Source organism: Paraburkholderia sp. RL17-383-BIF-A (assembly GCF_046028015.1).
Taxonomy (GTDB): Bacteria; Pseudomonadota; Gammaproteobacteria; order Burkholderiales; family Burkholderiaceae; genus Paraburkholderia.
Map to the genome: position 1 here is coordinate 56,921 of NZ_JARESR010000029.1, position 24,480 is coordinate 81,400.

At 62.4% G+C, this 24,480-nt stretch carries 21 protein-coding genes; 12 read left to right on the forward strand and 9 right to left on the reverse strand.

Annotated elements, in window-relative coordinates; translation table 11 throughout:
- Nucleotides 1–10 precede the first annotated feature (10 nt).
- The 3 genes from P0D71_RS27200 (at nucleotide 11) to P0D71_RS27210 (ending at nucleotide 4,347) form a co-directional block, all read left to right on the forward strand.
- A complete protein-coding gene (locus tag P0D71_RS27200; RefSeq protein WP_408483009.1) occupies nucleotides 11–973 on the forward strand; it encodes a type II secretion system F family protein in 963 nt (320 codons plus the stop codon).
- A 287-nt stretch (nucleotides 974–1,260) separates the two neighbouring features.
- A complete protein-coding gene (locus tag P0D71_RS27205; RefSeq protein ID WP_408483011.1) occupies nucleotides 1,261–2,733 on the forward strand; it encodes a sigma-54 dependent transcriptional regulator in 1,473 nt (490 codons plus the stop codon).
- A gap of 450 nt (nucleotides 2,734–3,183) precedes the next feature.
- Entirely contained in the window at nucleotides 3,184–4,347 is a 1,164-nt protein-coding gene (locus P0D71_RS27210; RefSeq protein WP_408184351.1) for a DUF4382 domain-containing protein, read from the forward strand.
- A gap of 1,076 nt (nucleotides 4,348–5,423) precedes the next feature.
- Here P0D71_RS27210 and P0D71_RS27215 read toward each other — a convergent pair.
- On the reverse strand, nucleotides 5,424–6,116 hold the full coding sequence (locus P0D71_RS27215) for a phosphatase PAP2 family protein (RefSeq protein ID WP_408342139.1): 693 nt from the start codon (nucleotides 6,114–6,116) through the stop codon (nucleotides 5,424–5,426).
- Nucleotides 6,117–6,475: 359 nt separating this feature from the next.
- Here P0D71_RS27215 and mdcA point away from each other — a divergent pair, with 359 nt between their 5' ends.
- The 8 genes from mdcA (at nucleotide 6,476) to mdcH (ending at nucleotide 13,284) form a co-directional block, all read left to right on the forward strand.
- On the forward strand, nucleotides 6,476–8,137 hold the full coding sequence (gene mdcA, locus P0D71_RS27220) for a malonate decarboxylase subunit alpha (RefSeq protein ID WP_408293854.1): 1,662 nt from the start codon (nucleotides 6,476–6,478) through the stop codon (nucleotides 8,135–8,137).
- Entirely contained in the window at nucleotides 8,137–9,039 is a 903-nt protein-coding gene (locus tag P0D71_RS27225; RefSeq protein ID WP_408483014.1) for a triphosphoribosyl-dephospho-CoA synthase, read from the forward strand. Before mdcA ends, P0D71_RS27225 begins: the two co-directional genes overlap by 1 nt.
- Nucleotides 9,040–9,047: 8 nt before the next feature.
- Nucleotides 9,048–9,356: a malonate decarboxylase subunit delta gene (locus P0D71_RS27230; protein ID WP_408187276.1), complete on the forward strand. Its 309-nt coding sequence runs from the start codon at nucleotides 9,048–9,050 to the stop codon at nucleotides 9,354–9,356.
- A gap of 5 nt (nucleotides 9,357–9,361) precedes the next feature.
- Nucleotides 9,362–10,213 (forward strand): biotin-independent malonate decarboxylase subunit beta, encoded by an 852-nt coding sequence (locus P0D71_RS27235; RefSeq protein WP_408342133.1) that lies wholly within the window; start codon nucleotides 9,362–9,364, stop codon nucleotides 10,211–10,213.
- Complete coding sequence (gene mdcE / locus P0D71_RS27240) at nucleotides 10,210–11,025, forward strand: biotin-independent malonate decarboxylase subunit gamma (protein ID WP_408483017.1); 816 nt, start codon at nucleotides 10,210–10,212, stop codon at nucleotides 11,023–11,025. Before P0D71_RS27235 ends, mdcE begins: the two co-directional genes overlap by 4 nt.
- Nucleotides 11,026–11,119: 94 nt before the next feature.
- Nucleotides 11,120–11,515, forward strand: a complete 396-nt coding sequence (madL, locus tag P0D71_RS27245; RefSeq protein ID WP_408187279.1) for a malonate transporter subunit MadL — start codon at nucleotides 11,120–11,122, stop codon at nucleotides 11,513–11,515.
- Between the two features lie 14 nt (nucleotides 11,516–11,529).
- Entirely contained in the window at nucleotides 11,530–12,297 is a 768-nt protein-coding gene (gene madM, locus P0D71_RS27250) for a malonate transporter subunit MadM (protein WP_408483019.1), read from the forward strand.
- 54 nt (nucleotides 12,298–12,351) lie between these two features.
- Nucleotides 12,352–13,284 carry a malonate decarboxylase subunit epsilon gene (gene mdcH, locus P0D71_RS27255; RefSeq protein ID WP_408483021.1) on the forward strand — a complete coding sequence of 311 codons (933 nt, stop codon included), beginning with the start codon at nucleotides 12,352–12,354 and terminating at the stop codon, nucleotides 13,282–13,284.
- 10 nt (nucleotides 13,285–13,294) lie between these two features.
- Here mdcH and P0D71_RS27260 read toward each other — a convergent pair whose 3' ends face one another.
- From P0D71_RS27260 to P0D71_RS27270, 3 genes are all read right to left on the reverse strand, one after another.
- Nucleotides 13,295–14,209: a LysR family transcriptional regulator gene (locus tag P0D71_RS27260; RefSeq protein WP_408187282.1), complete on the reverse strand. Its 915-nt coding sequence runs from the start codon at nucleotides 14,207–14,209 to the stop codon at nucleotides 13,295–13,297.
- Nucleotides 14,210–14,523: 314 nt separating this feature from the next.
- Nucleotides 14,524–15,399: a VOC family protein gene (locus P0D71_RS27265; protein WP_408483023.1), complete on the reverse strand. Its 876-nt coding sequence runs from the start codon at nucleotides 15,397–15,399 to the stop codon at nucleotides 14,524–14,526.
- A 218-nt stretch (nucleotides 15,400–15,617) separates the two neighbouring features.
- Nucleotides 15,618–16,514: an NAD-dependent epimerase/dehydratase family protein gene (locus tag P0D71_RS27270; protein ID WP_408483025.1), complete on the reverse strand. Its 897-nt coding sequence runs from the start codon at nucleotides 16,512–16,514 to the stop codon at nucleotides 15,618–15,620.
- 116 nt (nucleotides 16,515–16,630) lie between these two features.
- On the opposite strand from P0D71_RS27270, the gene P0D71_RS27275 reads away from it, so the two are divergent.
- Nucleotides 16,631–18,403, forward strand: coding sequence for an FAD-dependent oxidoreductase (locus P0D71_RS27275; protein WP_408293876.1), 1,773 nt, complete (start codon nucleotides 16,631–16,633; stop codon nucleotides 18,401–18,403).
- Between the two features lie 105 nt (nucleotides 18,404–18,508).
- Here P0D71_RS27275 and P0D71_RS27280 read toward each other — a convergent pair whose 3' ends face one another.
- The 5 genes from P0D71_RS27280 to P0D71_RS27300 form a co-directional block, all read right to left on the reverse strand.
- Nucleotides 18,509–19,369 carry an IclR family transcriptional regulator gene (locus tag P0D71_RS27280; protein ID WP_408187286.1) on the reverse strand — a complete coding sequence of 287 codons (861 nt, stop codon included), beginning with the start codon at nucleotides 19,367–19,369 and terminating at the stop codon, nucleotides 18,509–18,511.
- A 98-nt stretch (nucleotides 19,370–19,467) separates the two neighbouring features.
- The gene (locus tag P0D71_RS27285; protein WP_408483027.1) at nucleotides 19,468–20,853 is read right to left on the reverse strand and encodes an MFS transporter; all 1,386 of its coding nucleotides are present in this window, start codon (nucleotides 20,851–20,853) and stop codon (nucleotides 19,468–19,470) included.
- Nucleotides 20,854–20,956: 103 nt separating this feature from the next.
- A complete protein-coding gene (locus tag P0D71_RS27290; protein WP_408483029.1) occupies nucleotides 20,957–21,790 on the reverse strand; it encodes a sugar phosphate isomerase/epimerase family protein in 834 nt (277 codons plus the stop codon).
- Between the two features lie 44 nt (nucleotides 21,791–21,834).
- Complete coding sequence (locus P0D71_RS27295) at nucleotides 21,835–22,446, reverse strand: NIPSNAP family protein (RefSeq protein ID WP_091806593.1); 612 nt, start codon at nucleotides 22,444–22,446, stop codon at nucleotides 21,835–21,837.
- Entirely contained in the window at nucleotides 22,443–24,194 is a 1,752-nt protein-coding gene (locus tag P0D71_RS27300; RefSeq protein ID WP_408483031.1) for an FAD-dependent oxidoreductase, read from the reverse strand. Before P0D71_RS27300 ends, P0D71_RS27295 begins: the two co-directional genes overlap by 4 nt.
- Nucleotides 24,195–24,480 lie beyond the last annotated feature (286 nt).

The window sequence follows — 24,480 nt, forward strand, 5'->3', positions numbered from 1 at the left end:
GGAGTTGTTCATGCAAACGCTCGACTCGATGCATATGTTGTTGCTGGCCGGCCTTTTCGCGCTGGTGTTCGGCGCGGTATTCGCGGCAATGCTGCTGTTCTCTCCGCGCGATATGCGTCGGCGGATCGAACAGGCAGGAGGAGCCAACCTGCCCATATCAGAACAAGGCAACATGCCAACTGGGTCAGCATGGCTCGAAAAGCTCGCTGAGATCTCACAGCCGATTTCGAAACTATCGGTCCCCGTTGAGGGCTGGGAAAACTCGGCGCTGCGTGTGCAAATGATGAACGCAGGTTGGCGCACGCAGGGGGCCGCAGCACTCTACTTCGCCGCGAAAACCGTGCTTGCGCTCGCGCTGCCGCTGGTTGCGCTTGCGTGGCTCGCCAGTACGCCACTCGCGGCGCAGAAGTACATGTCGATGGCCCTGCTCGCCCTGCTCGGCGCGATCGGCTATTACCTGCCGAATTTCGTGCTGACACGTCGCATCGCATGGCGAAAGCGTGCAATTTTTGAAGATTTTCCCGACGCGCTCGACCTCCTCACAGTCTGTGTCGAAGCGGGCCTCAGCCTCGACGCGGCGCTAGTGAAAGTGGCGGGAGAAATCGAACTGCGAAGCCCAGTGGTCGCAAGCGAACTCCAACTGATGCTACTGGAAATGCGCTCCGGGTTTACCAAGGAGAAAGCGCTACGCAACCTTTCTCTGCGCACCGGCGTGGAGGATGTCGACGCCTTTTGCGCAATGCTGGTTCAAGCCGAACGTTTCGGCACCAGCATCGGCTCCTCGTTGCGCGTACTTTCTGACACCCTGCGCACACGCCGCCGGATGCGTGCCGAAGAGCAGGCCTCGAAGATCGCGTTGAAGCTCCTCTTCCCACTCATTTTCTGCATCTTTCCTGCCCTTCTTACTGTCCTGCTGGGTCCGGCGTTTATTCACATCTACAGGATTCTGCTCCCCACGTTGAGCGGGGGCTAGCACGTGATCAAACGGCTTAGACAGCAAGGGACACGCGAGACGGCATGACGCGCGCCGGACATCGGCGATGTGCATCGAATCTGACTTCCCAGGTATAAGTACGCATTTACCCATCAGCAAGTCGGGACGTTATTCCTGTACATGATCTTTGACCACGACGCTGGAGCAACAGTATCAAGACTATTTTCTTTGGCGTTCACAGCGAGTAGCATCGACATACCAAACGTCGTTGCGCTGTCGATTGTCAGGCTGGCAATGAAAAAAGAAAGTAGGACAGGGGGAGTGTCATGGCAAATTCACCCGACCATTTTCGAACGAGTTCCTGCGTGAGTGCCGACCCGGCGCAGTGCGCCCCCCCACTCCAGCCGGACACCCAGCGCCGGGTGATCTGCGTCGCTCGCGCACCCGACGAAGCGCTGATCGAAGAAATACGTTCAGCCGGCTGGGAAGTCGTCCTGGCGAAAACCGCCGCCGGAGCCGAGGCTGCGACGAAGAAATGTGGCGTAGCCGCGGGCCTGATAGATTTCGACGGTTTTACGCCGCGCGACTTTCCTACCCTGAAGGCATGTCTGAGCCAGACTACGATCGGCTGGGTGGCAATCACTGCTGAGGGCAAATCGGCAAGCAAGGCGGTTCGCGAACTGATTCGCAACTTCTGTTTCGACTACGTCACGCTGCCGCTGCCGGCCGAGTGGATTTCGCATGCGCTTGGCCACGCGCGAGGGATGGCGGCACTGGACTACGTCGATACGGCCACCGGCGCCCTGGTCACGGACGACAATACGATGGTGGGCACCTGCGAAGCAATGCAACAGCTGTTCAGCACCATCCGCAAGGTCGCAAACACGAACGCCAGCGTGTTTATCTCCGGCCAATCAGGTACCGGAAAGGAACTCACCGCCCTCGCGATTCACCGGTGCTCGCCGCGCCGAAAAGCGCCTTTCGTTGCGATCAATTGTGGCGCGATTCCACATCATCTTTTGCAGTCTGAACTTTTCGGCTATGAACGTGGCGCATTCACTGGCGCGCACGAACGCAGGATCGGCCGCATCGAATCGGCGAACGGGGGCACCCTGTTTCTCGATGAAATTGGCGACACGCCGCTTGAGACCCAGGCCGGCCTGCTGCGCTTTCTACAGGAAGGGAAAATCCAACGGCTCGGTGGCAACGAGTCGATTCCCGTCGACATACGCATCATTTCAGCGACCCACGTCGACCTCGAAGCCGCCATACTCGCAGGGCGTTTCCGCGCCGACCTGTTCCATCGCCTGTGCGTGCTGCGCGTTGACGAACCACCGCTGAGCGCGCGCGGTAAGGATATCGAAGTCCTGGCGTACTACGTCCTGCAGAAGTACAAAGCCGACAGCACCCACAAGATTCACGGCTTCACGCCGTCGGCCATAGACGCAATGCACAAGTACCACTGGCCGGGGAACGTGCGCGAGCTGATCAATCGCGTGCGCCGTGGGCTAGTCATGGCTGAAGGCAGGCTGCTGACAGCCCGAGATCTCGATCTCGACCTCGAATCGCAGACGGCCGGAAGAACAGCGACGCTCGATTGTATACGTGAACAAGCCGAGCGCAGTGTCATTGAAACCGCTTTGCTGCGACACGATTACCGGCTGGGAGAAACAGCGACGGCCCTCGGCATTTCGCGCGGCACGCTGTATCGGAGAATGGTCGCTTACGGAATGCACGTCGCGGAAGATACGGATTCAGACAATACGGGTGCGGAATTGGATGGGGATGTGCCCATCTGAATGGCAACCTTCCGATTTCACGCGGCCAGCATACCGGTGATGATCAGCGACGCGAGAAGTACGCGAAATTTCTTCATGTCTTATCTCCTGTCAGATCCGCGGCTCACCGGCTTGGGGAAGCACTGAAACGGGCAATCGGGAATCGCCGCATCTCCTATTCAGCTAATCATAGCCATTAGCGAGTACTGACTGCTGCCCGAGGGTGGATTTATTCGAGATCCGGGCCTCGCGTTCTCCCTGATGCGGCAGCAGGCTGTCGAGCGAGCGCAATTGCGCATTGGCCTGGCACTGCGGATGCACGCTGCATCACATGCAAATTGGCGCCCAAGGTTTCTCCCGGCACGCCAGCAGTTTGCGCAACATTCTGGTTACTGATCGTTGCAATTTATTCGATTCACTTACAGGGCGTTTCCGTATTCTTCAGCTCACAACAATGAAGGAGGATTCCCCATGAAAACGATACTCAGAACGCTGACGTGCATGCTGGCGTTTCCACTCGCGCTTGCCGCATGTGGAGGCGGAGGTGGCGATGGCGGCAGCACGGCCACTGGCACGCTCCATGTCCAGATGACAGACTCCCCGTCATGCGGCTTCGATCATGTCTATGTGACGGTCAGCAAGGTTCGCGTCAACACGAACGCGCAGGCCGGTGACGCTGACGGCGGCTGGACTGACGTGGCGTTGGCGAGTCCGCAGAAGATCGATCTGCTGTCGTTGACCAACGGCGTGCTGGCCGACCTCGGACAAACCGCGTTGCCCTCTGGCCAGTATCAACAGGTTCGTCTGGTGCTCGCGCAGAATCAGGGCAACGCATTGGCGAATTCGATTGTTCCAACGGGTGGCAGCGAGCAGCCGCTTGACACGCCGAGCGCCACGCAAAGCGGCTACAAGATCATCCGGCCGTTCACGGTCCAGCCCAACACACTGGTCGATCTCGTACTCGACTTCAACGCGTGCAAATCGATCGTCCAGAAAGGTAACGGCTCGTACAGTCTGAAGCCGGTCGTGACAGCGACGCCGACGGTCGTGAGCGGCACGATCTCTGGCTATGTCGCGCCAAGCGAAGCCGGAGCCGCTGTCTATGCGGAGCAGAACGGCCACGTCATCAAGGGCACCGTTGCCGACAGCAACGGACAGTTCGTCCTGACGCCGCTCGAGCAGAGTTCCACCAACGGCAACTATGATGTCGTCATCGTGCAGAATAACGTTGCGACGGGTATCGTGCGCTCGGTGCCGGTCGTTGTGAATACATCGACAGTCGTGGCCACGTCGTCGGCACCGATCGTGCTGCCGCCCTCCGCGATGCACGTCGCAAGCGGGACAGTTCTGCCGGTCAGTGCGCAGGCCATCGTACGAGCGCTGCAATCGATCAGCGGTCTTAATTATGAAATCACGACCGCGAACGCCAACCTGGATACCGGCAACTACGCACTGAACCTGCCCGCCGCCGCGCCAGTTACTGGCACCTATACAGGAAACCTGCCGGTTGCGCTTTCCGCTGGGAGTGCCGCCGGACAGTACACCGCGGAAGCCGATAGCGTGAGCGGGGCGACCCAATCGTCCGCAGTCAATGTATCGACAGCCGATCAGGCCAACGTCAACTTCAGTTTCTGACGATCATTACGTGATGAAGGAAGGGCGAATGCCCTTCCTCGAGGAACCCCATGAAAAAAATCTTCTGTCTCCTGATAACGAGTGCCGCCCTATTGGGCGGCTGTGCGCTCTATGTGCCTGATTCGCCGGGCGTGGTCGTCGTGCCGCAGGGTGGGCCCCAAGGCGGTCCGGGCAACGGCTTCTGCCCACCGGGACAAGCTAAAAAGGGGAATTGCTGACGAGACGACTGATGGGCCAACGGGGCGCTCGCAGGACGCTGGACCCTTGTAACCAACTGTAAGTGGCGCAATCTCGTGCCGACGGATCAGGGCTCGATTTCTCGGCCGACTCCTTGCATTGGCCTCTTCATCGGCTACCATAAATGTAGCCTGCATTAATACTTTTCGAATGAAGACAATACTCCATTTAAAGCAAATTAATCAGAGTAAATGTCATGGCGTTCCGAATCCTGCAGCTCACCAATAGCCGGCCTTGGCGGTGCTTATGCTCGACTCATCTGCGCTATCGCCCCGCCGTTGGCCGGGCGCTGGCCTTCTTCTAACCTTCGTTGCCGTCGGCGCGCTCGCGAAGCCTGCTTGTCCAGACTGGGTCGTCACCCCGGCAGGGAGCGCGTTTAATTTAGCGGCGCTCATTTCGGACAACGGATCTCCCGGTGCGGCACTCGAGAAGGTGCGCAACGCCATTGCGCGTGTCAATAATGGCGGCGGATGCCAATCAATCGCCGACCCGGCTGCTTGCGAAGAAACGATTGCGCTTGCCAACAAAGCCGTAGCAGCTTTGGAGGCATGCGGGACACCCAACGCTCCTTCCAAGCCCGCTCCGAGAGCGCGACACTTTATGGAGACAGAAAATTAACCTGGCTCGTAGAAAAGACCTTCAACGACCAGATTAAGACGCGCGACTCAAATGCTGGTTGCGAGGTCTCGGAGGATGATCCTTGGACTGCACGATCCGCCGCTAAGATCGCGCTTGAGCGAACGGCGCACGTGCCGCGTCGATGAAACAGGCTTCGATAAAATCCCCCGTGGGGGCGGCGCCACCACCGATGCTCCCAGCGCCGCACCGCAACGCGTGGTTCATAGATGTTTGAGCACACCGCTCGCCAGCCTGCGCAGTTCGTCGAACTGCGTAACGAGTTCGAGGCACAGAATAAAGGCCAGCATCGCTGAGGGCCCCGGGTAGCGTTCGATCCATCGCAGCGCAGGAGTCGCGTAGCGCACGCGGATCGCATCTCGCGTCACGACATAGGTAATTGCGATTCCCAAGGCGGCGCCCACCAGCAAATCGGTTGGGTAGTGAAAGCCCAGGTAGGCGCGCGGAACGCAAATGAACAGCACGGTATAGGAAAGCGCCAGCACACCGATACCTCGCCACACGAGGAAGATACCGGTGGCGACCGCCATCCATAGCATCGCGTGATCGCTCGGGAAGGAACTCCAACTTGTCAGCCGTGCGTCATTGAGAGCGCTACCTGCAAAGTGCAGATGCAGTTCGTCGCTATAGATAGGGCGCACCCTGAACGGCAACCAGTGAGTCAGCAGCCTTCCGACGAAGAGCGCCATGACGCTACTGAGAAGCGTCGCGATCACCATTTCTCGCCGCCATTCGCGGCGCTCGTCCTGCTGAAACCACATCCACCACAGCACGGGAATGAGGACGAGGCCTTTGAAAGTGTAAAGGTCGGCGATGACTTCTATGGATTGGGTCGCGAAATGACCGAAGTGTAAGTTGGACAGATATGTTTCAACAGATGAATCGAAGCTGTTCATTATTTCGTAAGAAAGTTTAGCCAGTCGCATCGGGGTTAGCATAGGCCATAAGATGCGCTGCATTATTTGGCGCTTACTTCCACTGACAACTTTTACGGTGCAATCTCGACCCCGTGAACGCTTGATTGCCAAGACGGTATCTGCACCAAGGTCCGGCCGGTTGAGGTATCTGTTTCCGGGAAGCCCACCCAGGGGGAACCCCCAGAACAACGAGGCGTCCCTCAACAGCCCGTCCAGTCACGGTTTCAGCATTCGCCCTACAAGATCGTTACCCTCGGGATAACAGACGCGTCCCCAAGGTGATTGAACCGCCATGTCCCGCTCCCTAGACTCGCTTCATGTCTAGAGCGAGATCACACATGTCCAGTCAAAGTGCGCATCAATCCCGCTGGGCCACGCGCCGCGAGGAAAAGCATCGCCGCCTCGCGAGCGTCGCCTCGATTGCGGATGGCGTCATCCTCCCCACCGATCGTATCGTCGACGTCCTGCAGAGGCTTATCGCGCCCGGTGATCGCGTCGTCGTCGAGGGTAATAACCAGAAGCAGGCCGACTTTCTGTCACGCTCGCTTGCCAAGGTCGATCCGGGCATCGTCAACGGTCTGCACCTGATCATCCCGAGCGTGAGCCGCGCCGAACATCTCGATCTCTTCGAGCGCGGCATTGCGAAAAAGCTCGACTTCGCATTTGCCGGCGCGCAAAGCCTGCGTATCTCGCAGTTCCTGCAGGATGGCATCCTCGAAATCGGCGCGATCCACACCTACATCGAACTCTATGGGCGGCTCTATGTCGATCTGACACCGAACGTCGTACTGGTGGCCGGCTATAAGGCGGATCGGCAAGGCAATCTATACACGGGCTCCAGCACCGAAGACACGCCCGCGCTCGTCGAAGCCGCCGCGTTTCGCGACGGCATCGTGATCGCGCAGGTCAATGAAATCGTCGATGACCCGAAAGACCTGCCGCGCGTGGATATCCCCGGTTCGTGGATCGACTTCGTGGTCGAGGCGGATAAGCCGTTCTTCATCGAACCGCTCTTCACTCGCGATCCGCGTCTCATCACGCCGATTCACGTGCTGATGGCGATGATGGCGATTCGCGGCATTTACGAGCGGCACCAGGTGCAGTCACTCAACCACGGTATCGGCTTCAACACGGCGGCGATCGAACTCATTCTGCCGACGTACGGTGAAAAGCTCGGCCTCAAGGGCAAGATCTGCCGCCACTGGACGCTGAATCCGCATCCCACCCTGATCCCCGCGATCGAAACCGGCTGGGTCGAAAGCGTGCATTGCTTTGGCGGCGAGTTGGGTATGGACGCCTACGTCGCGCAACGGCCGGACATCTTTTTCACGGGCCGCGACGGTTCGATGCGCTCCAACCGTGCGATGTGCCAACTCGCGGGACAGTACGCGGTCGACATGTTCATCGGTTCGACGTTGCAGATGGACGGCGCGGGCAACTCGTCGACGGTGACGCATGGCCGCCTCGCCGGCTTCGGCGGCGCACCGAACATGGGGCACGATCCGCACGGCCGGCGCCATGCGACACCCGCATGGCTCGATCTGCTGCAGACCGACAGCCCGCTCGAACGCGGCCGCAAGCTCGTTGTGCAGACAGTCGAAACCTTTCAGGCAGGCGGCCAGCCGAGCATCGTCGAATCGCTCGACGCAGTCGACGTGGGCCGCGAGTCGGGCATGCCGCTCGCGCCCATCATGATCTATGGCGACGACGTCACCCACGTGCTGACGGAAGAAGGCATCGCCTATCTCTACAAGGCCCGCTCGCTCGAACACCGCAAGGAGATGATCGCCGCGGTTTCCGGCGTCACGCCCGTCGGCCTGACGAGCAGCCCCGACAAGCTCGCGGCGCTGCGGCGTGACGGCTTTGTCGCGCTGCCCGAAGATCTCGGCATTCACCGCAGCGAAGCGAACCGGTCGCTGCTGGCGGCGAAGAGCATGGCCGATCTCGTCGACTGGTCGGACGGTCTGTACGAGCCGCCTGCACGTTTTCGGAGCTGGTGATGCGCGAGAACCTTGCAACGGCTCTCGCGACGGTTCGCGAACCGCAAGCCAAAGCGTGGGACTGGTTCGCCAAACGTCTAGGCGCGCACGTCACAGCAGCGCTGATCGACGAAGTCACGCTCGCGCCGAAGCCTGGACTCGTCGATCCGCGCAGCCGCGGCGCGCATCACGATCTCGACTGGCACCTGATGTGCGTCTCGGCCCGGACGTTGGAGCCGATCTTCACCGACATGGCGCGCGCGGGCACCGAAACCCGGCCCATGCTGGCGCTTCGCGAGCGGATCGGCGCACTCGGCCGCGAAGGTGAAGCGCGCATGCTGACGGCGACGAATGGCGTGAACACGCATCGCGGCGCGATTTGGGCGCTCGGACTGCTGGTGACGGCCGCCGCGCGCGAACCGGCCGACCTGTCGTGCGATCGTGTGGCCGCGCGCGCCGGATCGATCGCGCGCCTGCCCGACCGCCACACGCCCGCGCTGACCGGTCATAAAGGCGAGCAGGCCTGCATCGATTACAACGTCGGCGGCGCGCGGGGGCAGGCGCATGCGGACTTTCCGCACGTGGTCGAGGTGGCGCTGCCCGAACTTGCGCGCTCACGCCTGCGCGGCGAGAGCGAAACAGCCGCCCGGCTGAACGCCCTGCTCGCGGTCATGTCATGTCTCGACGACACCTGCGTGCTCGCGCGCGGCGGCCGCGGCGCGCTCGCCGAGACGCAAAGCGGCGCGCGGCGAGTGCTGGAGCACGGCGGCGCCGCGACGCTCGCGGGCCGCCGTCATCTGAAGGTGCTCGACGCACGGCTCGTCGAACGCCATGTCTCGCCCGGCGGCGCAGCCGATCTGCTTGCCGCCGCCCTATTTCTAGACAGGCTTCAGAGCGAAGCGCGTCACACGACGAAAGCATAGGAAACCAAATGGAAAACATCGTCCTTGAATTCCCGGCGGGCCGGGCCGCCCGGGGCCGAGCGCTCGCCGGCGTAGTCGCGTCGGGCGATCTCGAAGTGCTGCTCGAAGCGCACGACGCCCCTCGCACCGTGGTGAACATCACTACTTCGGTGGACGGCATGGGCCGCGTCTGGGAAGCCGTGCTCACGCGCATCTTTCGCGACGGCTCGCTGCCAGCGGCGAGGCTCGAGATCAATGATTTTGGTGCGACGCCAGGCGTCGTGCGCATGCGGATCGGACAGGTATTCGAAGAGCTGACCCGGACAGGCGGAGCGTAAAGACCATGAATACAGAAGAAATGCTCGAGCGCGAAAGCTTCATTGAACTGAGTGCGCGCGAGCGCGCGAAGAAGTTGCTCGACGAAGGCACGTTCACTGAATTGCTCGACCCGTTCCAGCGCATCAGGTCGCCATGGCTCGCGCGTCAGGGCATCGTGACTCAGGCTGACGACGGCACCGTCGTCGCAAAAGGAACGATCGACGGCCAGCCCGCCGTCGTGCTGGGCATCGACGCAGGATTTCAGGGCGGCAGCATGGGCGAGGTGTCCGCGGCGAAAATCGCCGGCAGCCTTGAACTCGCGGCGGAAGACAACCGCAACGGCATTCCGACGCGTGCCGTGATTCTTTTCGAAACGGGCGGCGTGCGCTTGCAGGAGGCCAACCTCGGGCTCGCGGCCATCGCCGAGATCCATGCGGGGATCGTCGATTTGCGGCGCTATCAGCCGGTGATCGGGATCACGGCGGGGCCGATCGGATGCTACGGAGGCATGTCGATCGCCGCGGGTCTTTGCAGTTGCCTGATCGCGACGCGTGAAGCGCGCCTCGGCCTGAACGGACCTGCCGTGATCGAGCAGGAAGCGGGCATCGCGGAGTTTGATTCGCGCGACCGGCCGATGATCTGGAGCTTCACGGGGGGTGAACAGCGATATCGCACAGGGCTCGTGGATGTATACGTTGGCGACGATACCGATGCGATCCGCGCCGCTGTGATTGCACGCTTTCGCGCAGGACGTCCGCACGCATGTCGCAGCGAACAGGTCACGGGCTTTCTGCAACGGCTCTCCGAAATCAATCCGGACGAGCAGGCCAGCCCGGAAGCGGCGGCCGCCATCTATGGCAAGGGGTTCCAGTCATGAGCACAAAAGAGCTTTCGAAGCGCGGCGCCGTCTGGCTGGATGCGCTCACCTACAGTGCACCATTGCGGCCAGGCTACCCGCCTTCGGTGCGGGTCGTCGACGCACGGCTCGGCGAACACCCGGCGCGTTTCGTTGCTGTCGTGCCGGACCCGGACAATCCGTTCGCGCGGGCACGCAGCGGCGAGGTCGGTCTCGTCGAAGGATGGGAAATCGCGCGAGCGGTGCGCGAAGTTGTCGATGCCGATGCCGAACGCCGCGAGAAGCGCGCGATCGTCGCGGTGATCGACGTCGCAAGTCAGGCCTATGGACGGCGCGAGGAAGCCTACGGCATCCATCAGGCCCTGGCCGGTGCCGCCGACGCATACGCAAGCGCGCGCCTTGCCGGCCATCCGGTGATCGGGCTGATCGTCGGCCGGGCAATGTCGGGCGCTTTTCTGGCGCACGGCTATCAGGCCAATCGCCTCATCGCGCTCGCCGATCCGCAGGTCATGGTCCATGCGATGGGCAAGGAATCCGCCGCACGCGTCACGTTACGCTCGGTCGCCGATCTCGAAGCGTTCACGGCCCGCGTCCCGCCGATGGCCTACGACATCGACAGCTATGCGTCGCTCGGCTTGCTGTGGAAGCTGTTGAAGGTGACCAACCCCGATGCGCCGACCGGCGCCGATCAATCCATCGTCGAAAAGGCGCTGCATGCCGCGTTCGACGATATTCGCGCCGACCCGTCGCGCGGTCTGGGCAGCCGGCTCGGCAGCGAGCACCGCGCGGCGTCGGTGCAAGTGAGGCAGAAGCTGCGCGAACAATGGCACTGAACTCGCCGCGACGCGAGCCCTGATGCGCCGTGGCTCACGGCACATACCAACCCGGCGGACCCCAAGCCGATAAAGCAAATACTGGAGACACGACATGATTATCTACGGCACTGCACTGCTGGCGTTCTGCCATCTGGCGGGACTTTTTCTCGGCGACCTGCTCGGGGTCGCGATCGGCGTGAAAACGAATGTCGGCGGCGTTGGCATCGCCATGTTGCTGCTGATCTTCCTGCGCCTCTATCTGCACAAGAAGGGCCTGCTGCCGAAGGAAACGGAAGCGGGCGTGGGCTTCTGGGGCGCCATGTACATCCCCGTCGTCGTGGCAATGGCCGCCAATCAGAACGTCGTGGCCGCGCTCAAGGGCGGCCCAGTCGCGCTGCTTTCGGCGTTGGGCGCCGCCGCCGTCTGCGCCTGCTGCATTGCCGTTCTTTCCCGCACCGGTCGCGACAGCACGTCGTTCGTGAACGCGCCGCATCTCGAAGAAATCTGAAGCAGGGGTCCACCATGTTGCATATGCTCGATAAAGTATTGATCCAGAACGGCCTCATCGCTTCGTTCGCGCTGGTGGGGCTCATCATGTGGGTGTCGTCGCTGATTTCGCGCAAGCTGACATTTGGACGCGTGCACGGCTCGGCCATTGCTATCGTGATCGGCCTCGTACTGGCTTATTTCGGCGGCATCCTCACGGGCGGACAAAAAGGACTCGCCGACCTTCCTCTCTTCACCGGCGTCGGCCTGATGGGCGGCGCGATGCTGCGTGATTTCGCCATTGTCGCGACCGCGTTCGAGGTGCAGGCAACGGAAGCCCGCAAGGCCGGACTCATCGGCGTGGTGTCGCTGCTGCTCGGCACTGTGCTGCCGTTCATCGTCGGCGCGAGCATCGCTCATGCATTCGGCTACACCGACGCCGTAAGCATGACGACCATCGGCGCGGGCGCCGTCACGTATATCGTAGGGCCGGTGACCGGCGCGGCCATCGGAGCAAGCTCCGACGTGATTGCACTCAGCATCGCAACGGGCCTGATCAAGGCGATCATCGTGATGATCGGCACGCCGCTCGCCGCCGGCTTCATGGGACTGAAGACACCGCGCTCGGCAATGATCTTCGGCGGGCTCGCCGGCACGGTCAGCGGCGTGAGCGCGGGACTGGCCGCTACGGATCGCCGCCTCGTTCCCTACGGCGCGCTGATCGCCACGTTTCACACAGGTGTCGGCTGCCTGCTCGGACCGTCCCTGCTCTACTTCGCGACCAAAGCGCTGGTCGGCGCTTGAGTGCGGCGATCTCCGCCTGCGCCGCGTGAAGGAGCAGACCATGTCACCCGCATCATGAGCGTACTGTTCACGTTTCCGGGCCAGGGTGCCCAGCGCACCGGTATGCTGCACACGCTGCCGGATCACCCCGAGGCCGCTCGTGCGCTCGAAGAGGCCAGCGATTCGCTGGGCTACGACGCCCTGTCGCTGGACGATTCGAACGCGTTGCGCTCCACTATCGCGGTTCAACTGTGCCTGCTGATTGCAGGCGTCGCACAAGCACGGGTAGTCTGCGCTCACGGTCAGGCGCCCGATATCGTCACCGGTCTGTCGATCGGCGCGTATCCAGCCGCCGTCATCGCCGGCGCGCTCGACTACGCCGACGCTGTCAGGCTCGTCTCGTTGCGCGGACAGTTGATGGAACGAGCCTTCCCGCACGGATATGGGATGACTGCCATCGTGGGCATGACGCAGCGCGCGCTCGAACGCTTGATCACGGAAGTGAACAGTGCCGCCATGCCGGTCTTTCTGGCAAACATCAACGCACAGACGCAGATGGTGGTGGCGGGCAGCGATGCGGCCATGCAACGTCTCGCCACGCTGGTGCTCAAATGCGGAGCGCAACGTTGCGAGCGTCTGGACGTAGCGGTGCCTTCGCATTGCGCATTGCTCGACGCACCCGCGGCCGCGCTCGCCGACGCCTTCGGCCAGGTCGCCATGCGTGCGCCCGGGATCGTCTATCTGAGCAGCAGCATGGCGCGCCCGCTCTTCGACGGGCCACGCATCGCGTCGGATCTGGCAACCAACATGGCGCGGCAGGTGCGCTGGCATGACACGGTGAGGCTTGCGTGGGAACGAGGCGCGCGTCTGGCCGTCGAGATGCCGCCTGCTAACGTGCTGACCCGCTTGAGCAGCGCGATCTTCACGGAGGGCATCGCCGTGAGTTGCAGCGAGACCGCGCTACCGGACCTGAGCGCGTTGATCGAACGGGAAAGGCTGAGCGAATGAGGCGACAACCTCAGCCGACGCTTCTCGTACGAAGACGGCAGACGGCCATGAGCGCCAGCAGGTTCGGATCGCGCTCACGGGCGCGCAGAAAGCTGACACCGATCGTCTGGCGCATCAGGTATTGCGGCTTGAGAGGAATGAATTGCACCTTGTCACCGAACACGCCGCGCACGCGGCCCGGCAATAGCGTATAGCCGACCCCGCCGCTCACGAGGTTCATCAGCGAAAAAATATCGCCGACTCGCATCGTCACGTTCGGAGTGAAGTCCGCGACGCGGAAGGCCTCCAGAAATCCGTGATACGTCACGAACCCCTCGCCGAGCGAAACGAATGTTTCATCGCGGCAGTCCCGCAAATCGACGGCTTCCTGATGCGCGTACGGCGACCCAGCGGGCGCCGCGAAAAAAATGTCGTCTTCGAACAGCGGGATGGATTCGACTTCGGGCTCGGCATCCGGCAAGGCCATCAACGCCGCATCGACCGCGCCTTGCTTCAGCTTGTCGAGCAACTCGGCATTCGACCCGAGCGCGAGTTCGACCTGAAGCGTAGGCCGGCGCACCTTGATGTCGATGACGATGCCGGGCACAGTCCTGATGGTCAGCGAGTAAAGCGAGCCGATCTTTAGCCGATCCGATGAATAGCCGGCGGCTTCACGCGTCGCGCGAATACCATCGGACATCAGCGTGAGCACCTCTTGCGCCACATCGGCGAGCATTTGCGCCGCCTCCGTCGACTTGAGATTGCGGCCTTCATGCCTGAACAGCGCGCATCGCACGCCCTGTTCGAGCGAATGCAGCGCGCGATGCACGCTCACCGTGCTCACGTTCAGCGCCTCTGCCGCCTTCGAGAGGTTTCCCGTCTCCATAAATGCGAGCAGGACTTCCAGCTTGCGAAAGGTGATCTCGTCGTCAATTCGGTCGCGCATCTCGATTCACGGCATGGTCATAATTGTCGATTATCGACGCGTGAGCCCGCTCGACAAATAGCGATAACCCCGCATGCTTCGCGACGAACGGGCACGGAACAGGCGGCGATCGTCGGATCATGCCGCCTGTCGCGGAGATGCGAACGTCATTCTGCCCACTCGAGGGCTGCGCAATCGCCTGGTGGGGTGCAGAGCCTCCTCCTTCAGAGGCCTGGCGCTAGAATGCCTCGCGCTGTTGTACGGGCCAAGCAACACTACATAGTGAACCGGCGGGCTGAATGAAGGCCCCGAATCGGCGCAGTTGCGAGGTCCGCCTAGAACGCGCCGCTGCGCACGTCTCCACCCATACGATAGTCCCGGTTACTCTGCTCCGGATTCCGGTTCACGAGCGGTCGCGCATAGAGCGGATGCCGCAAACTACGAACCTCATGTTCGAGCCTGAAGCAATGCGCACCGCTCGCGACATTGATGAGGTCGGCGAAGCGATATTGATGCGGCTCTTCGCCATAGGCCAGCCCGCGCGCTGCGAGCCGTGCATACGGTTCGGAGAATTGGGCCACATAGATCTGGAGGTGGTGCCCGTCATAGTCCGGGCTTGCATCAGGTGTTTCCGCGTAGATAAGTTGCTGATGCGTGCCGACCGCGATCACCGCCTGCTGCGAACCATTGTGATCGCGCACGTCGACGGACGCATCGAGCAACTCACGATAGAACCCCGCAATCGGCGCCGCACAACCGATGGGCACATCGAGTCGCACATAAGCGATGCCGAGATCGATGCCCGACCACGGCGCGCGCGCTGGGTACGCGGGCGGATCAAGGCAGTCGTACCGGTTTCCCCATGGGCAGGTGACCTCTATGCAGTCGGCCCGCTCGCTCCATCCAAAGCTAGTCCCTTCAAGCACTGACTGAACTGCGCGCAATCGTTCGATCAACGACTGCCGCGTGCCCACGATCAAACCGACCCGCCCACGCAGGCGTTGTGCGGCGCCGTGCGGCAAGTGAATCTGAGAACGACCGATGTTGATCCACATATTGCTTACGCCGGTCATCAAGAAGGGATCGCGGGTGAGTCCCAGTCCGCTGACATAGAAAGCAGTCGCGAGGCGCTGGTCCGGTATCGTGAGGTTGACATGTTCGAGCAGGACCAGATTGCCCGTGTCTTCGCGTGCGTAATCGAAACGTTCCATCTGATTGCCTTCGAGGCTCCATGGTTTAGGATGCATCAATCCTTGACTAGGGGGCTCATGCGACGTTCTTTGTCGCACGACCGTCTTCGCGCAATTCAATGCGCCTGCGATCCCCAAGAATCAAAATATACGATGCCCCGCTCCGCAAAGCCACTGCGCTGATTCACACGAGCCCCAAATGAACCAACCGATCAGCGCAAGAACAAGCGGAGCCCAACCTATCGCCGCGAGCGGTAGAACGCGAACGTCTGTCGCAATCCGTCTTCCAGCGACGTAGCGGGCAAACCTGGAAGCAGACGGCCGAGCGCCGGATCGCTCGGGAATTCGGTGGCGATGGGCAATGGCGGCCCGGCACTATCGAGGCGGGCGCCGGGCGCCAACGCGGACAGCAGCTCGATCACGGTATCGACCGCGGCGATCTCCCCTGCGAGCGTGAACACGTGTGCTCCTTGCGCCGGCGCGAAGAGTGCGGCTTCGTACGCTGCGGCGATATCGTCGGCAAATACGAGGCCGGTCGATCCCGTGAACGGAATCGTGTACGCCTCGCCGCGAGCCGCCGCGCGGCACGCGAGACTCGGGCCCGCACTCGAGCCGGTTTCCCGTCCCGCGCCATACACAACGAGTGGCCGGAAGCCAATGCTGGCGAGGCCGCAGTCGTTCCAATACGCTCGCGCCGAGCCTTCGCAGGCCAGCTTGAACGCGCCGTAGTGCGTTTCGGGACGGGGCAACGCGCCGTCGTCAGGGCCGAAAACGCCTGCGCTGCTGGCATAAAGCACGCTGCGCACACCCACCGCGCGCGCGGCGTTGAAAACGTTCAGCGTACCGATCAGATTGATTTGCGCGCCGCGTACGGGGTCGCTCGCGCAACTGGGCGTGAGCACACCTGCCAGATGAATGACACCATCGCAACCCTCCAGCGTGTGGGTCACGTCGCCCGCGACAGCAATGTCGCCCGTCATCCATTCGACTTCACCTGCCTGATCGGGCGCGAGCTCGCCCAGCAAACGCGCGTCGCGGTGCAGGTCGAACGCTCGCACGTCAACACCGCGCGCCAGTAGACGGCGCATGATCCATGCAGCAAGAAACCCGCTCCCGCCCGTCACCAATATCCGCATCGCTCGCTCCTCCTCTACAGGGAAATATTTGATTTTCGAGTTTTTTGGAATACTATTCCATTAACAAAACTTGTTCTACACATTTCTGTACAAAAGCAGACGGAGACACACGAGGCATGAACGAAGCAAGGCAAACACAATGGGACGAGGAAGTTGACCTGCTGGTCTTCGGTGCCGGCGCAGGCGGCATGACCGCCGCGCTGGTCGCGCATCACGAAGGCATCAAGGTTCTCGTGTGTGAAAAGACAGACGCCGTCGGCGGAATCACGTCCACCTCGGGCGGCACGACTTGGGTGCCAGGCACGCAATTGAGCGCGAGCGCGGGCGTGCCCGACAGCGTCGACGACGCGCGGCGTTTTCTCGCGTCGGTGGTCGGCGATCGCGGCGGCGACGAAGCGCGTGAGGCGTTTCTGGAAAGCGGGCCGATAGCGATCGACGAACTCCAGCGCATCAGCGAGGTGAAATTCGTCGCCGCGACCGCGCACCCGGATTACGTGACGGGGCCCGGCGCGGCCTTCGGTGGGCGCGCGCTCGCGCCGGTCGCGTTCGACGGACGCCTGCTCGGCGACGAATTCGTCCGTGTGAGACCGCCACGCAAAGAGTTCATGGGTCTCGGCGGCATGATGGTGGCGCGCACCGATCTCGACGCGCTGCTCGCGCCGTTCGCCTCCAGGAAGAACTTCTCGCGCACGCTGGCGGTGGTGGGCCGCTACGTGATGGACAGGCTGCGCTATCCACGCGGCACTCAGCTTGTCATGGGCAATGCGCTGGCCGCACGGCTCTTCTACAGCTTGCGCAAACAGAAAGTGGAGGTCCGCTTCGAAACACCGTTGATCGAGCTGGTGATCGAGCAAGGCGAAGTCACCGGCGCTGTGGTCGAACAGAAAGGCGCTGGTCGCAAGCGTATTCGCGCGCGTCGCGGCGTGGTGCTTGCTACCGGCGGCATTACCCGCCATCCGGTTCTGCGCAAGCAACTGTTCCCCGCCGGCGCCCAACCCTTATCGCTTTCGCCCGACACGCATACTGGCGACGGCGTAGGCAGTGCGCTCAAGATCAACGCGCAGCTCGATGATGGGCACGATAGTCCCGGCCTCTGGATGCCCTGCTCGATTTTGCGTTCGCGCGACGGACAGGACAGGATCTGGCCGCACATCATTCTCGATCGGGCGAAACCAGGACTGATCGCGGTGAACAAGCTCGGCGAACGATTCGTCAACGAGTCGGACTCGTATCACGACTTCGTCATGGGCATGCTGCGCAGCGCGGGCAACGCTCAAAGCGTGCCTGCCCACCTGGTCGTGGATGCCGCCTTCGTTCGCGACTATGGTCTCGGCCTGCTCATGCGCGAGCGAAGCCACAATCGTATCGCCAGTTTTGAAAAGGCGGGCTATCTGATCAAGGGCGGCACGCTGGCCGAACTCGCTGGAAAGCTAGGGGTCGACGCGGCGGGACTCGAGCGCACCGTCAGCATCTACAACCGCGACGCGGCGCAGGGTCTGGATCCCGCGTTTCACCGCGGCTCGAGCCCGATGAACCGTTTCAATGGCGATGCCGCCCAACAGCCGAATCCGTGCATTCGCCCGATCGGCCCGGGGCCGTACTACGCGGTGACGGTCTGGCCTGCCGATCTGGCCTGCAGCGCGGGTCTGGCCGGCAACGCCAACGGCCAGGTACTCGACAACGACGGCCATGTCATTCCTGGCCTCTACGCATGCGGCAACGACCTCGCCTCGATATTTCGCGGCACCTACCCCGGCCCTGGGACCACGCTCGGACCCGCGATCGTATTTGGCTGGCGAGTCGCAAAGCATGCGGCACGCGCCGCGTCGGGTTCGGTTGCGCTGAAGCAGTCCGACGCAATCGCGCCGCCGCCGCGCGCGACTGTGTGAAACCGTTGGTGAATCTGTAAACAGGAAGACTTTTGGTGAGCGCCCTCGTGGCTCACCGACATGAACATACCGCGAGCCGGGCGCCCCGCCCGGCTCCGCGCACGGTCACGCCGCCCGAGGCCGTCCTTTGCGCTTGGCCACGACGGGCCGCACATCGCTCGCCGCAGCAACGGGCACCACTTTCAGGCTGCGCTTGAAATACGGCGAACTGAGCGTGGCCGCTCCCATATCCGATGCCGCTTCGAGCAACGCAGGCGCAAGCTCCTTGAGCCGCGCATCCGGCAACCGGCTCGTCGGTCCCGCCAGACTCACCACGCCGACGACGAGGCCCGTCACTGGATGGCGGATCACCGCTGCCATCGAGGTCATGCCGACTTCATACGTATCGCTTGCGACGCCATAGCCGCGTTTGCGCGCGCCGGCCAGATCCTGAAGAAACTGCTGGATCGACTTCGGCGCTCTCGGCCCGGTCTGCCCCGCCTTGCCAATTCCTCCCTGGCGCGAAACCAGCTCGAGCGCCTCTTCGTCGCTCATGCTCGACAGCCACGCCTGCCCGCTCGCAGTGCAGTGAAGGGGCGGCTGACTGCCCATGTCCGGGTCATAGCGAAGACCGGAGCGAGCGCCCTGCGCTTTGCCGACAAACGTAATGTGATCGTCCTCGACCACGCCGAGCCGCGCGAGTTCGCCCGAGGCCGACGCCAGCCGGTCGAGCACGGGCTGCGAAATATCGAGCACACCCCCGGTGGACAGCCACATCAATGCAAGCGAGACCAGCTTGAGCGCCAGCACATACTCGCCGTGCTCGTCCTGCCGCACATACCCTTCCTCGGTGAGCTCGGCCAGCAAGCGATGCGTGCCGCTGCGCGGGATATTCAGCGTGTCGGCGATCGCGGCCAGTTGCAAACTGCCGCCCTGTTTCGCGAGCAGTTCGATGATGGCCAATGCCCGCTCAAGATTCCCAGCCATGGATTGCACTCTCAATTCGACTTAGATACCGAATGAGAACACGATTCCACACCGGAACTCAAGCGGATGCAAATCGCACTGCGGTTCGCGTCGATTGCCTAGTGGCTTGCGCTGCCTTCAACCCGCAGTACTGAGCCGCGATGGCGGGCGCCTTTGAGAAGCACCGCCGCGGCACCTACCGTTGCGGGAACCGCAAGCGCCGTGAGCACTTCACCGAAGCCCCAATTCGCGTGCAGCATGCTGGCGCCGAGCATCGCCCCTGCAATGCCGCCAAAGCGCCCAATGCCGAGCATCCAGCTAGTGCCGGTGGCGCGCATGCGGGTCGGATAAGAACCGGCGGCCAAGGCGCAAAAGCCGGTGTTGGAGCCGTTCATGCAGTAGCCCATGCCGAACGCAAGCATGCCGATACCCGTGATTCCATGCCCCGGCAAACCCATGTACCACGCAAAGACACCCCCCACGAACACTGTTGCGCCCAACACGCGGTGGGGATTGAGGCGGTCCATCAGCCAGCCGATTGCGAGCGAGCCGATCGTGCCGCCCGCCTGAAACAGCGCGCCGACGATCGCCGCCTGCCCGAGCGTGAACCCCGCGCCCCGAATCAATGTCGGCAGCCAGCTGCCCAACAGATAAACAGTCAGCAAGCCCGCGAAATAGCAGATCCACAACATCACCGTGCCGAATACGTAGTCGCGCGACAGGATCAGGCGCACCGGGCTGCGCTCGCGCTGCTGGGTGTCCTGTGCGACGAAACGCGTTGCTTCGTCCGCCATGTCCGGCTGGATGCGGTTCAGCACGCGCACGAGCCGCGCACGGCGCGTCTCCTTGAGCGACAGATAGCGCGCCGATTCGGGCAACCACTTGATCATCAGCGGAACATAGAGAATCGGCAGTACGCCTCCGAGTATCAACACTGAGTGCCAGCCGTAGGCCGCAATCAGCCAGGCGCTCACGAAGCCGCCACCCGCGGCACCGAGCGTGAAGCCGCAAAACACGGTCGTCACCATCAGTGCGCGGCAGCGCTGCGGCGCGTACTCGGCCATCAATGTCGCCGCATTAGGCATGGAGGCACCGAGCCCGAGGCCGGTCAGAAAGCGCAGCACGGTCAACTCGGTCACGTTGCTCGCGAACGCCGAACCGAGGCTCCACACGCCGAAGAACAGCACGGCGATCGTCATGACCGTCTTGCGGCCGAAGCGGTCGGCAAGAGGTCCCGCGCACAGCGCGCCGAAAGCGAGCCCGAGCAGTCCGCCGCTCATGACGGGACCCAGCGCATCGCGTGGAATGGCCCACGCGCCCGATAGCGCCGGCGCGATGAAACCGATCATCACGGTATCGAGGCCATCGAGCGTGACGATGACCATGCACATCATCAGGACGAGAATCTGGAACCGTCCGACTGGCTGTTCGTCGAGAAGCTTTTGTACGTCGATGACAGCTGACGCCCGTGTGTTCGGCCGGTTGGCCTTGAGTGAAGCATTCATAGGTTGTCTCCGGAAGGTTATTTCTTGTTGTCGATAATGGATGCCAGTCCGAGCAGCATCTTGGGCGCGCTTCAACGGACTGCGTCGTACCCTGTCACGCGCATCAGTCCACTGCGTAAGCCCGGGCGAGCACGTCGAGCGTCGCCTCGCGCAGCTTGCGTGCACGTTCGAGCGCAGGCGCGGTTTTCGCCCATTGCTCCGTTGGCACTTCGATGCTGAGCGGCAAATGATCGGGAAGCGCGCGCAGGATGCCTACGAGATCGATCCCGCCTTCGCCCGGAATCATCCGCTCGCAGCGGGCCTGGAACAGCAGTGTCTCGAGGTCGGTCGGACGCTCTGCGGGCCCATCGCAAAACTGCACGTAACCAAAGTACTCGCGCGGCAGTGCAGCGAGTTCTGCAGTCGACGAACCGGCACGATCGAAGTGAAGCGGGTCGATGATGAGACCAGTATTGCTGCGGCCCGCTGCCTTGACGATGCGAGCGCCCTGCGTGATGTCCTTCGCATTCGTCCACGGCATCGGTTCGAGCGAGGGGGACAGTCCGAGCGGTTTCGCGAGATCGCAGAGTTGCGCGAGACGCTTCGCCGTGCGTGCTTCGTCAGGGTCGTTACCCGCCACAAGCACGTAGCGTGCGCCCAGTTCCGCCGCGGTCTCGAGCATGGGCGCGTAGTCCGTCACATCGGTGTCCGGCTTCAGGCGGAGAATCTCCACGTCGAGCACCTTGATGCCCGTGTCTCGCAAGCGCGCCAGCGTTTCACGTTTCAACGGCGTATCGCCGACGATCTCGTGCCGCACTTCCTGATCGGTGGCGGGCAACAGACGCAACCCGACGTAGTCATAGCCCGCCTGCGCCGCGCATTCCACCATTTGCGGCGGCGTCAGCTCAAGCACGGTCAGCGCCGAGAGAGAAAGCGCGCGAGCGTTGTGCTGTGTCATGTCGTTTCCTTCGGTTCGGTTAGTCATTTCATTGCAGAGCGTGTTCAGCGCAGCGGTGAAAACGGTGCCGGCACATAGATCGTCGATTCCATCGTAGTCAGATGCGCAGGACCGCCCTTGGGCGGCCAGACGCCGTCTTTCACCGCTTCGGCGCGAATCCGCGAACGTTCGTCGACGCCCGCATATGCCCAGATGTTCAGGAAGCGCGGCACCGTGCCATCGAGCGAATACATCGCACCGATTAGCGGCGAGCGCTGCGTGCGTTCAGGCAACGCCTTTTCCCACGCGTCGATGGTGTGCTGCAGGCTCGCGAGCTTCGTGCCGTAGACGCGCATCTCGTAGATGCCGCCGTGCACGGCAGGTTCGATCGGCGGCAGGAAGGGGAACAGCGCGTAGCTGTCGATCTTCACGTCGGTGACAAACTCGCCGCAACCGAACGGGTTGCCTTCGAGCAGCATGCGCTTGCGCTCGGTGATCAATGCGGCCTCCGATTCGAAGCCGCGCAACACCATCACTTGCCCCAGCGCGCCGATGTCCGAATACCAGCAGCCGAACAGTGTCGAGCCGGGCTGCTTGCCGCTTGACCTGATGCTTTCGAAAACCTGCGGATTCGAGCCTATTTTCACGGTGAGCGTCACTACGTCGTAGAGAGTCATTGCATTTGTCCTTGCGCATGATGTGAGGATTCTTCAACCGACTCCGTCTGATTCAGACCGGAGAGAGAAAGGCCCGCGAGATAACCGAAGGTCATCGCGGGGCCGAGCGTAATGCCGCCAGCCGGGTAACAGCCGCCCATCACACTCGCGCTGTCATTGCCGACGGCGTAGAGTCCGGCCACCGGCCGGTTCTCCTTGTCCAGAACGCGAGCGGCAGCATCGGTCGCGAGGCCGGCGAATGTGCCGAGGCTGCCGGGAAGCAGTTTGATCGCGTAGAACGGGCCGTTTTCGAGCGGCGCGACGCACGGATTCGGCTTGTGCCGGGCATCGCCCTGTACGCGGTTGTAGGGTGTGGAGCCGCGATGAAACTGCGGATCGGCGCCGTCCTTTGCATGCGTGTTGTAGGCCGCCACGGTGCTCGCGAGACCCTGTGGATCGATGCCACACTGTATTGCCAGCTCGGCGAGACTGCTCGCCCGCTTGAGATACCCCGTACGACGATACGGGCGACTCGGAAACGGAAACGGCTTCGACACGCCCAGACCGTAACGGCGCTGGAAACGATGGTCACACACCAGCCACGCGCACACTTCTTCGCCTGCCGGCGTCGTATCGAAGAGCGCGCTCATCAGGTCGTAATAGGACGACGCTTCATTGGCGAACCGCTTGCCTGCGCGCGTCACCGCGATCACACCCGGTTTGGCTCGTTCGATCAGATGCGGGAATGCAACGGCAGGCCGGCCATTTCGCTGCGGCACGAGCGACACAGGCGCCCACGCCGCCGGCGCTTCAAGCGCGGCATCGAAATGGCCGCCAATCGCCTCGCCCATGCGAATGCCGTCGCCCGTATTCGAGCGTGGCGCGGCCGACCAATGCTCACGTCCCGACGGCGTGTAAGCGAAGGTTTGCGCGCGCCGCGCAGCGTCATGCGGATAGCCGCCGCAGGCCAGGACGACGCCGCGCAAAGCTCGCACCTCGTTGGCGACACCGTCGATCTCGACGCGTGCGCCCACCACGCGACCCGCCTCGCGAAGCAACCCTACGGCTTTCGCGTTCACGCGCAGATCGACGCCATGGTCCGCGGCCGACTTCAGCAGCCGCGCAACCAGCGCGTGCCCGTTGACCAGATGCATCGAGCGACCATAGCGAAGCTTATGCACGGCAAATGTCGCTAATCGCCGGGTGACATGCAGTGCGGAACGCAGAGAGCGTGTCGCGTTGAAGAAATGAGCGAGGTCACTACCCGAGGCGATCGCCATCCCCTTGAGCGTCGTGACGCCGAGCGGCGGTCGTAGCTTGTGGATCAACGGTCCCAGCTCGCGGCCGTCGAACGGCATCGCGCAGACCGAGCGGCCTCCGGTCCCAAAGCCCGGCGTGGTGTGGAAGTCTGGAATGCGGTTGCCGTCGACAAAACGCATCGACGTATGCTGTTCGAAGAACTCGACCATTCGCGGACCGTGCTCCAGCAGCGCGCCAATTCTGGCCGCATCGAAATGAGAGCCGAGTTCGTTGCGCAGATAGGTGCGCGGCGCTTGCGCCGCCTCGGTGATCCCTGCGCGCACGGCGAGCGGGTTGCGTGGTATCCACATCCATCCACCGGACCACGCCGTCGTGCCTCCGAAAACCGCCTCCTTTTCCGCAACGATCACACGCAGTCCGCGCACAGCGGCGGTGACCGCAACGGCCAGACCACCCGCGCCTGAGCCCAACACCAGCACATCACATTCGAGCATCGGTTCACGCTTCATTACCAACCCGTTTCGTCTCAGAAGGGATACCTCATTTATGTTGAATACTATTCCACTTTACTATTTTATTCAAACAGGACTTATCCCTACCCTGTCGCGACACGTCCGGCTCCTGCTCGCCTGCTCCACGTTGATCTGTACGCTGCGGCGCATCCGGCCCGACAGGCATCGGCCACACATCGAGTCAACTTTAATTGTTGAATACTATTCCACTAAAGATTAAAGTTCATCGAAACTGAGCAGCGACGACGATCGCGGCGCCTTGATGGGAACGGACCGCGGTACT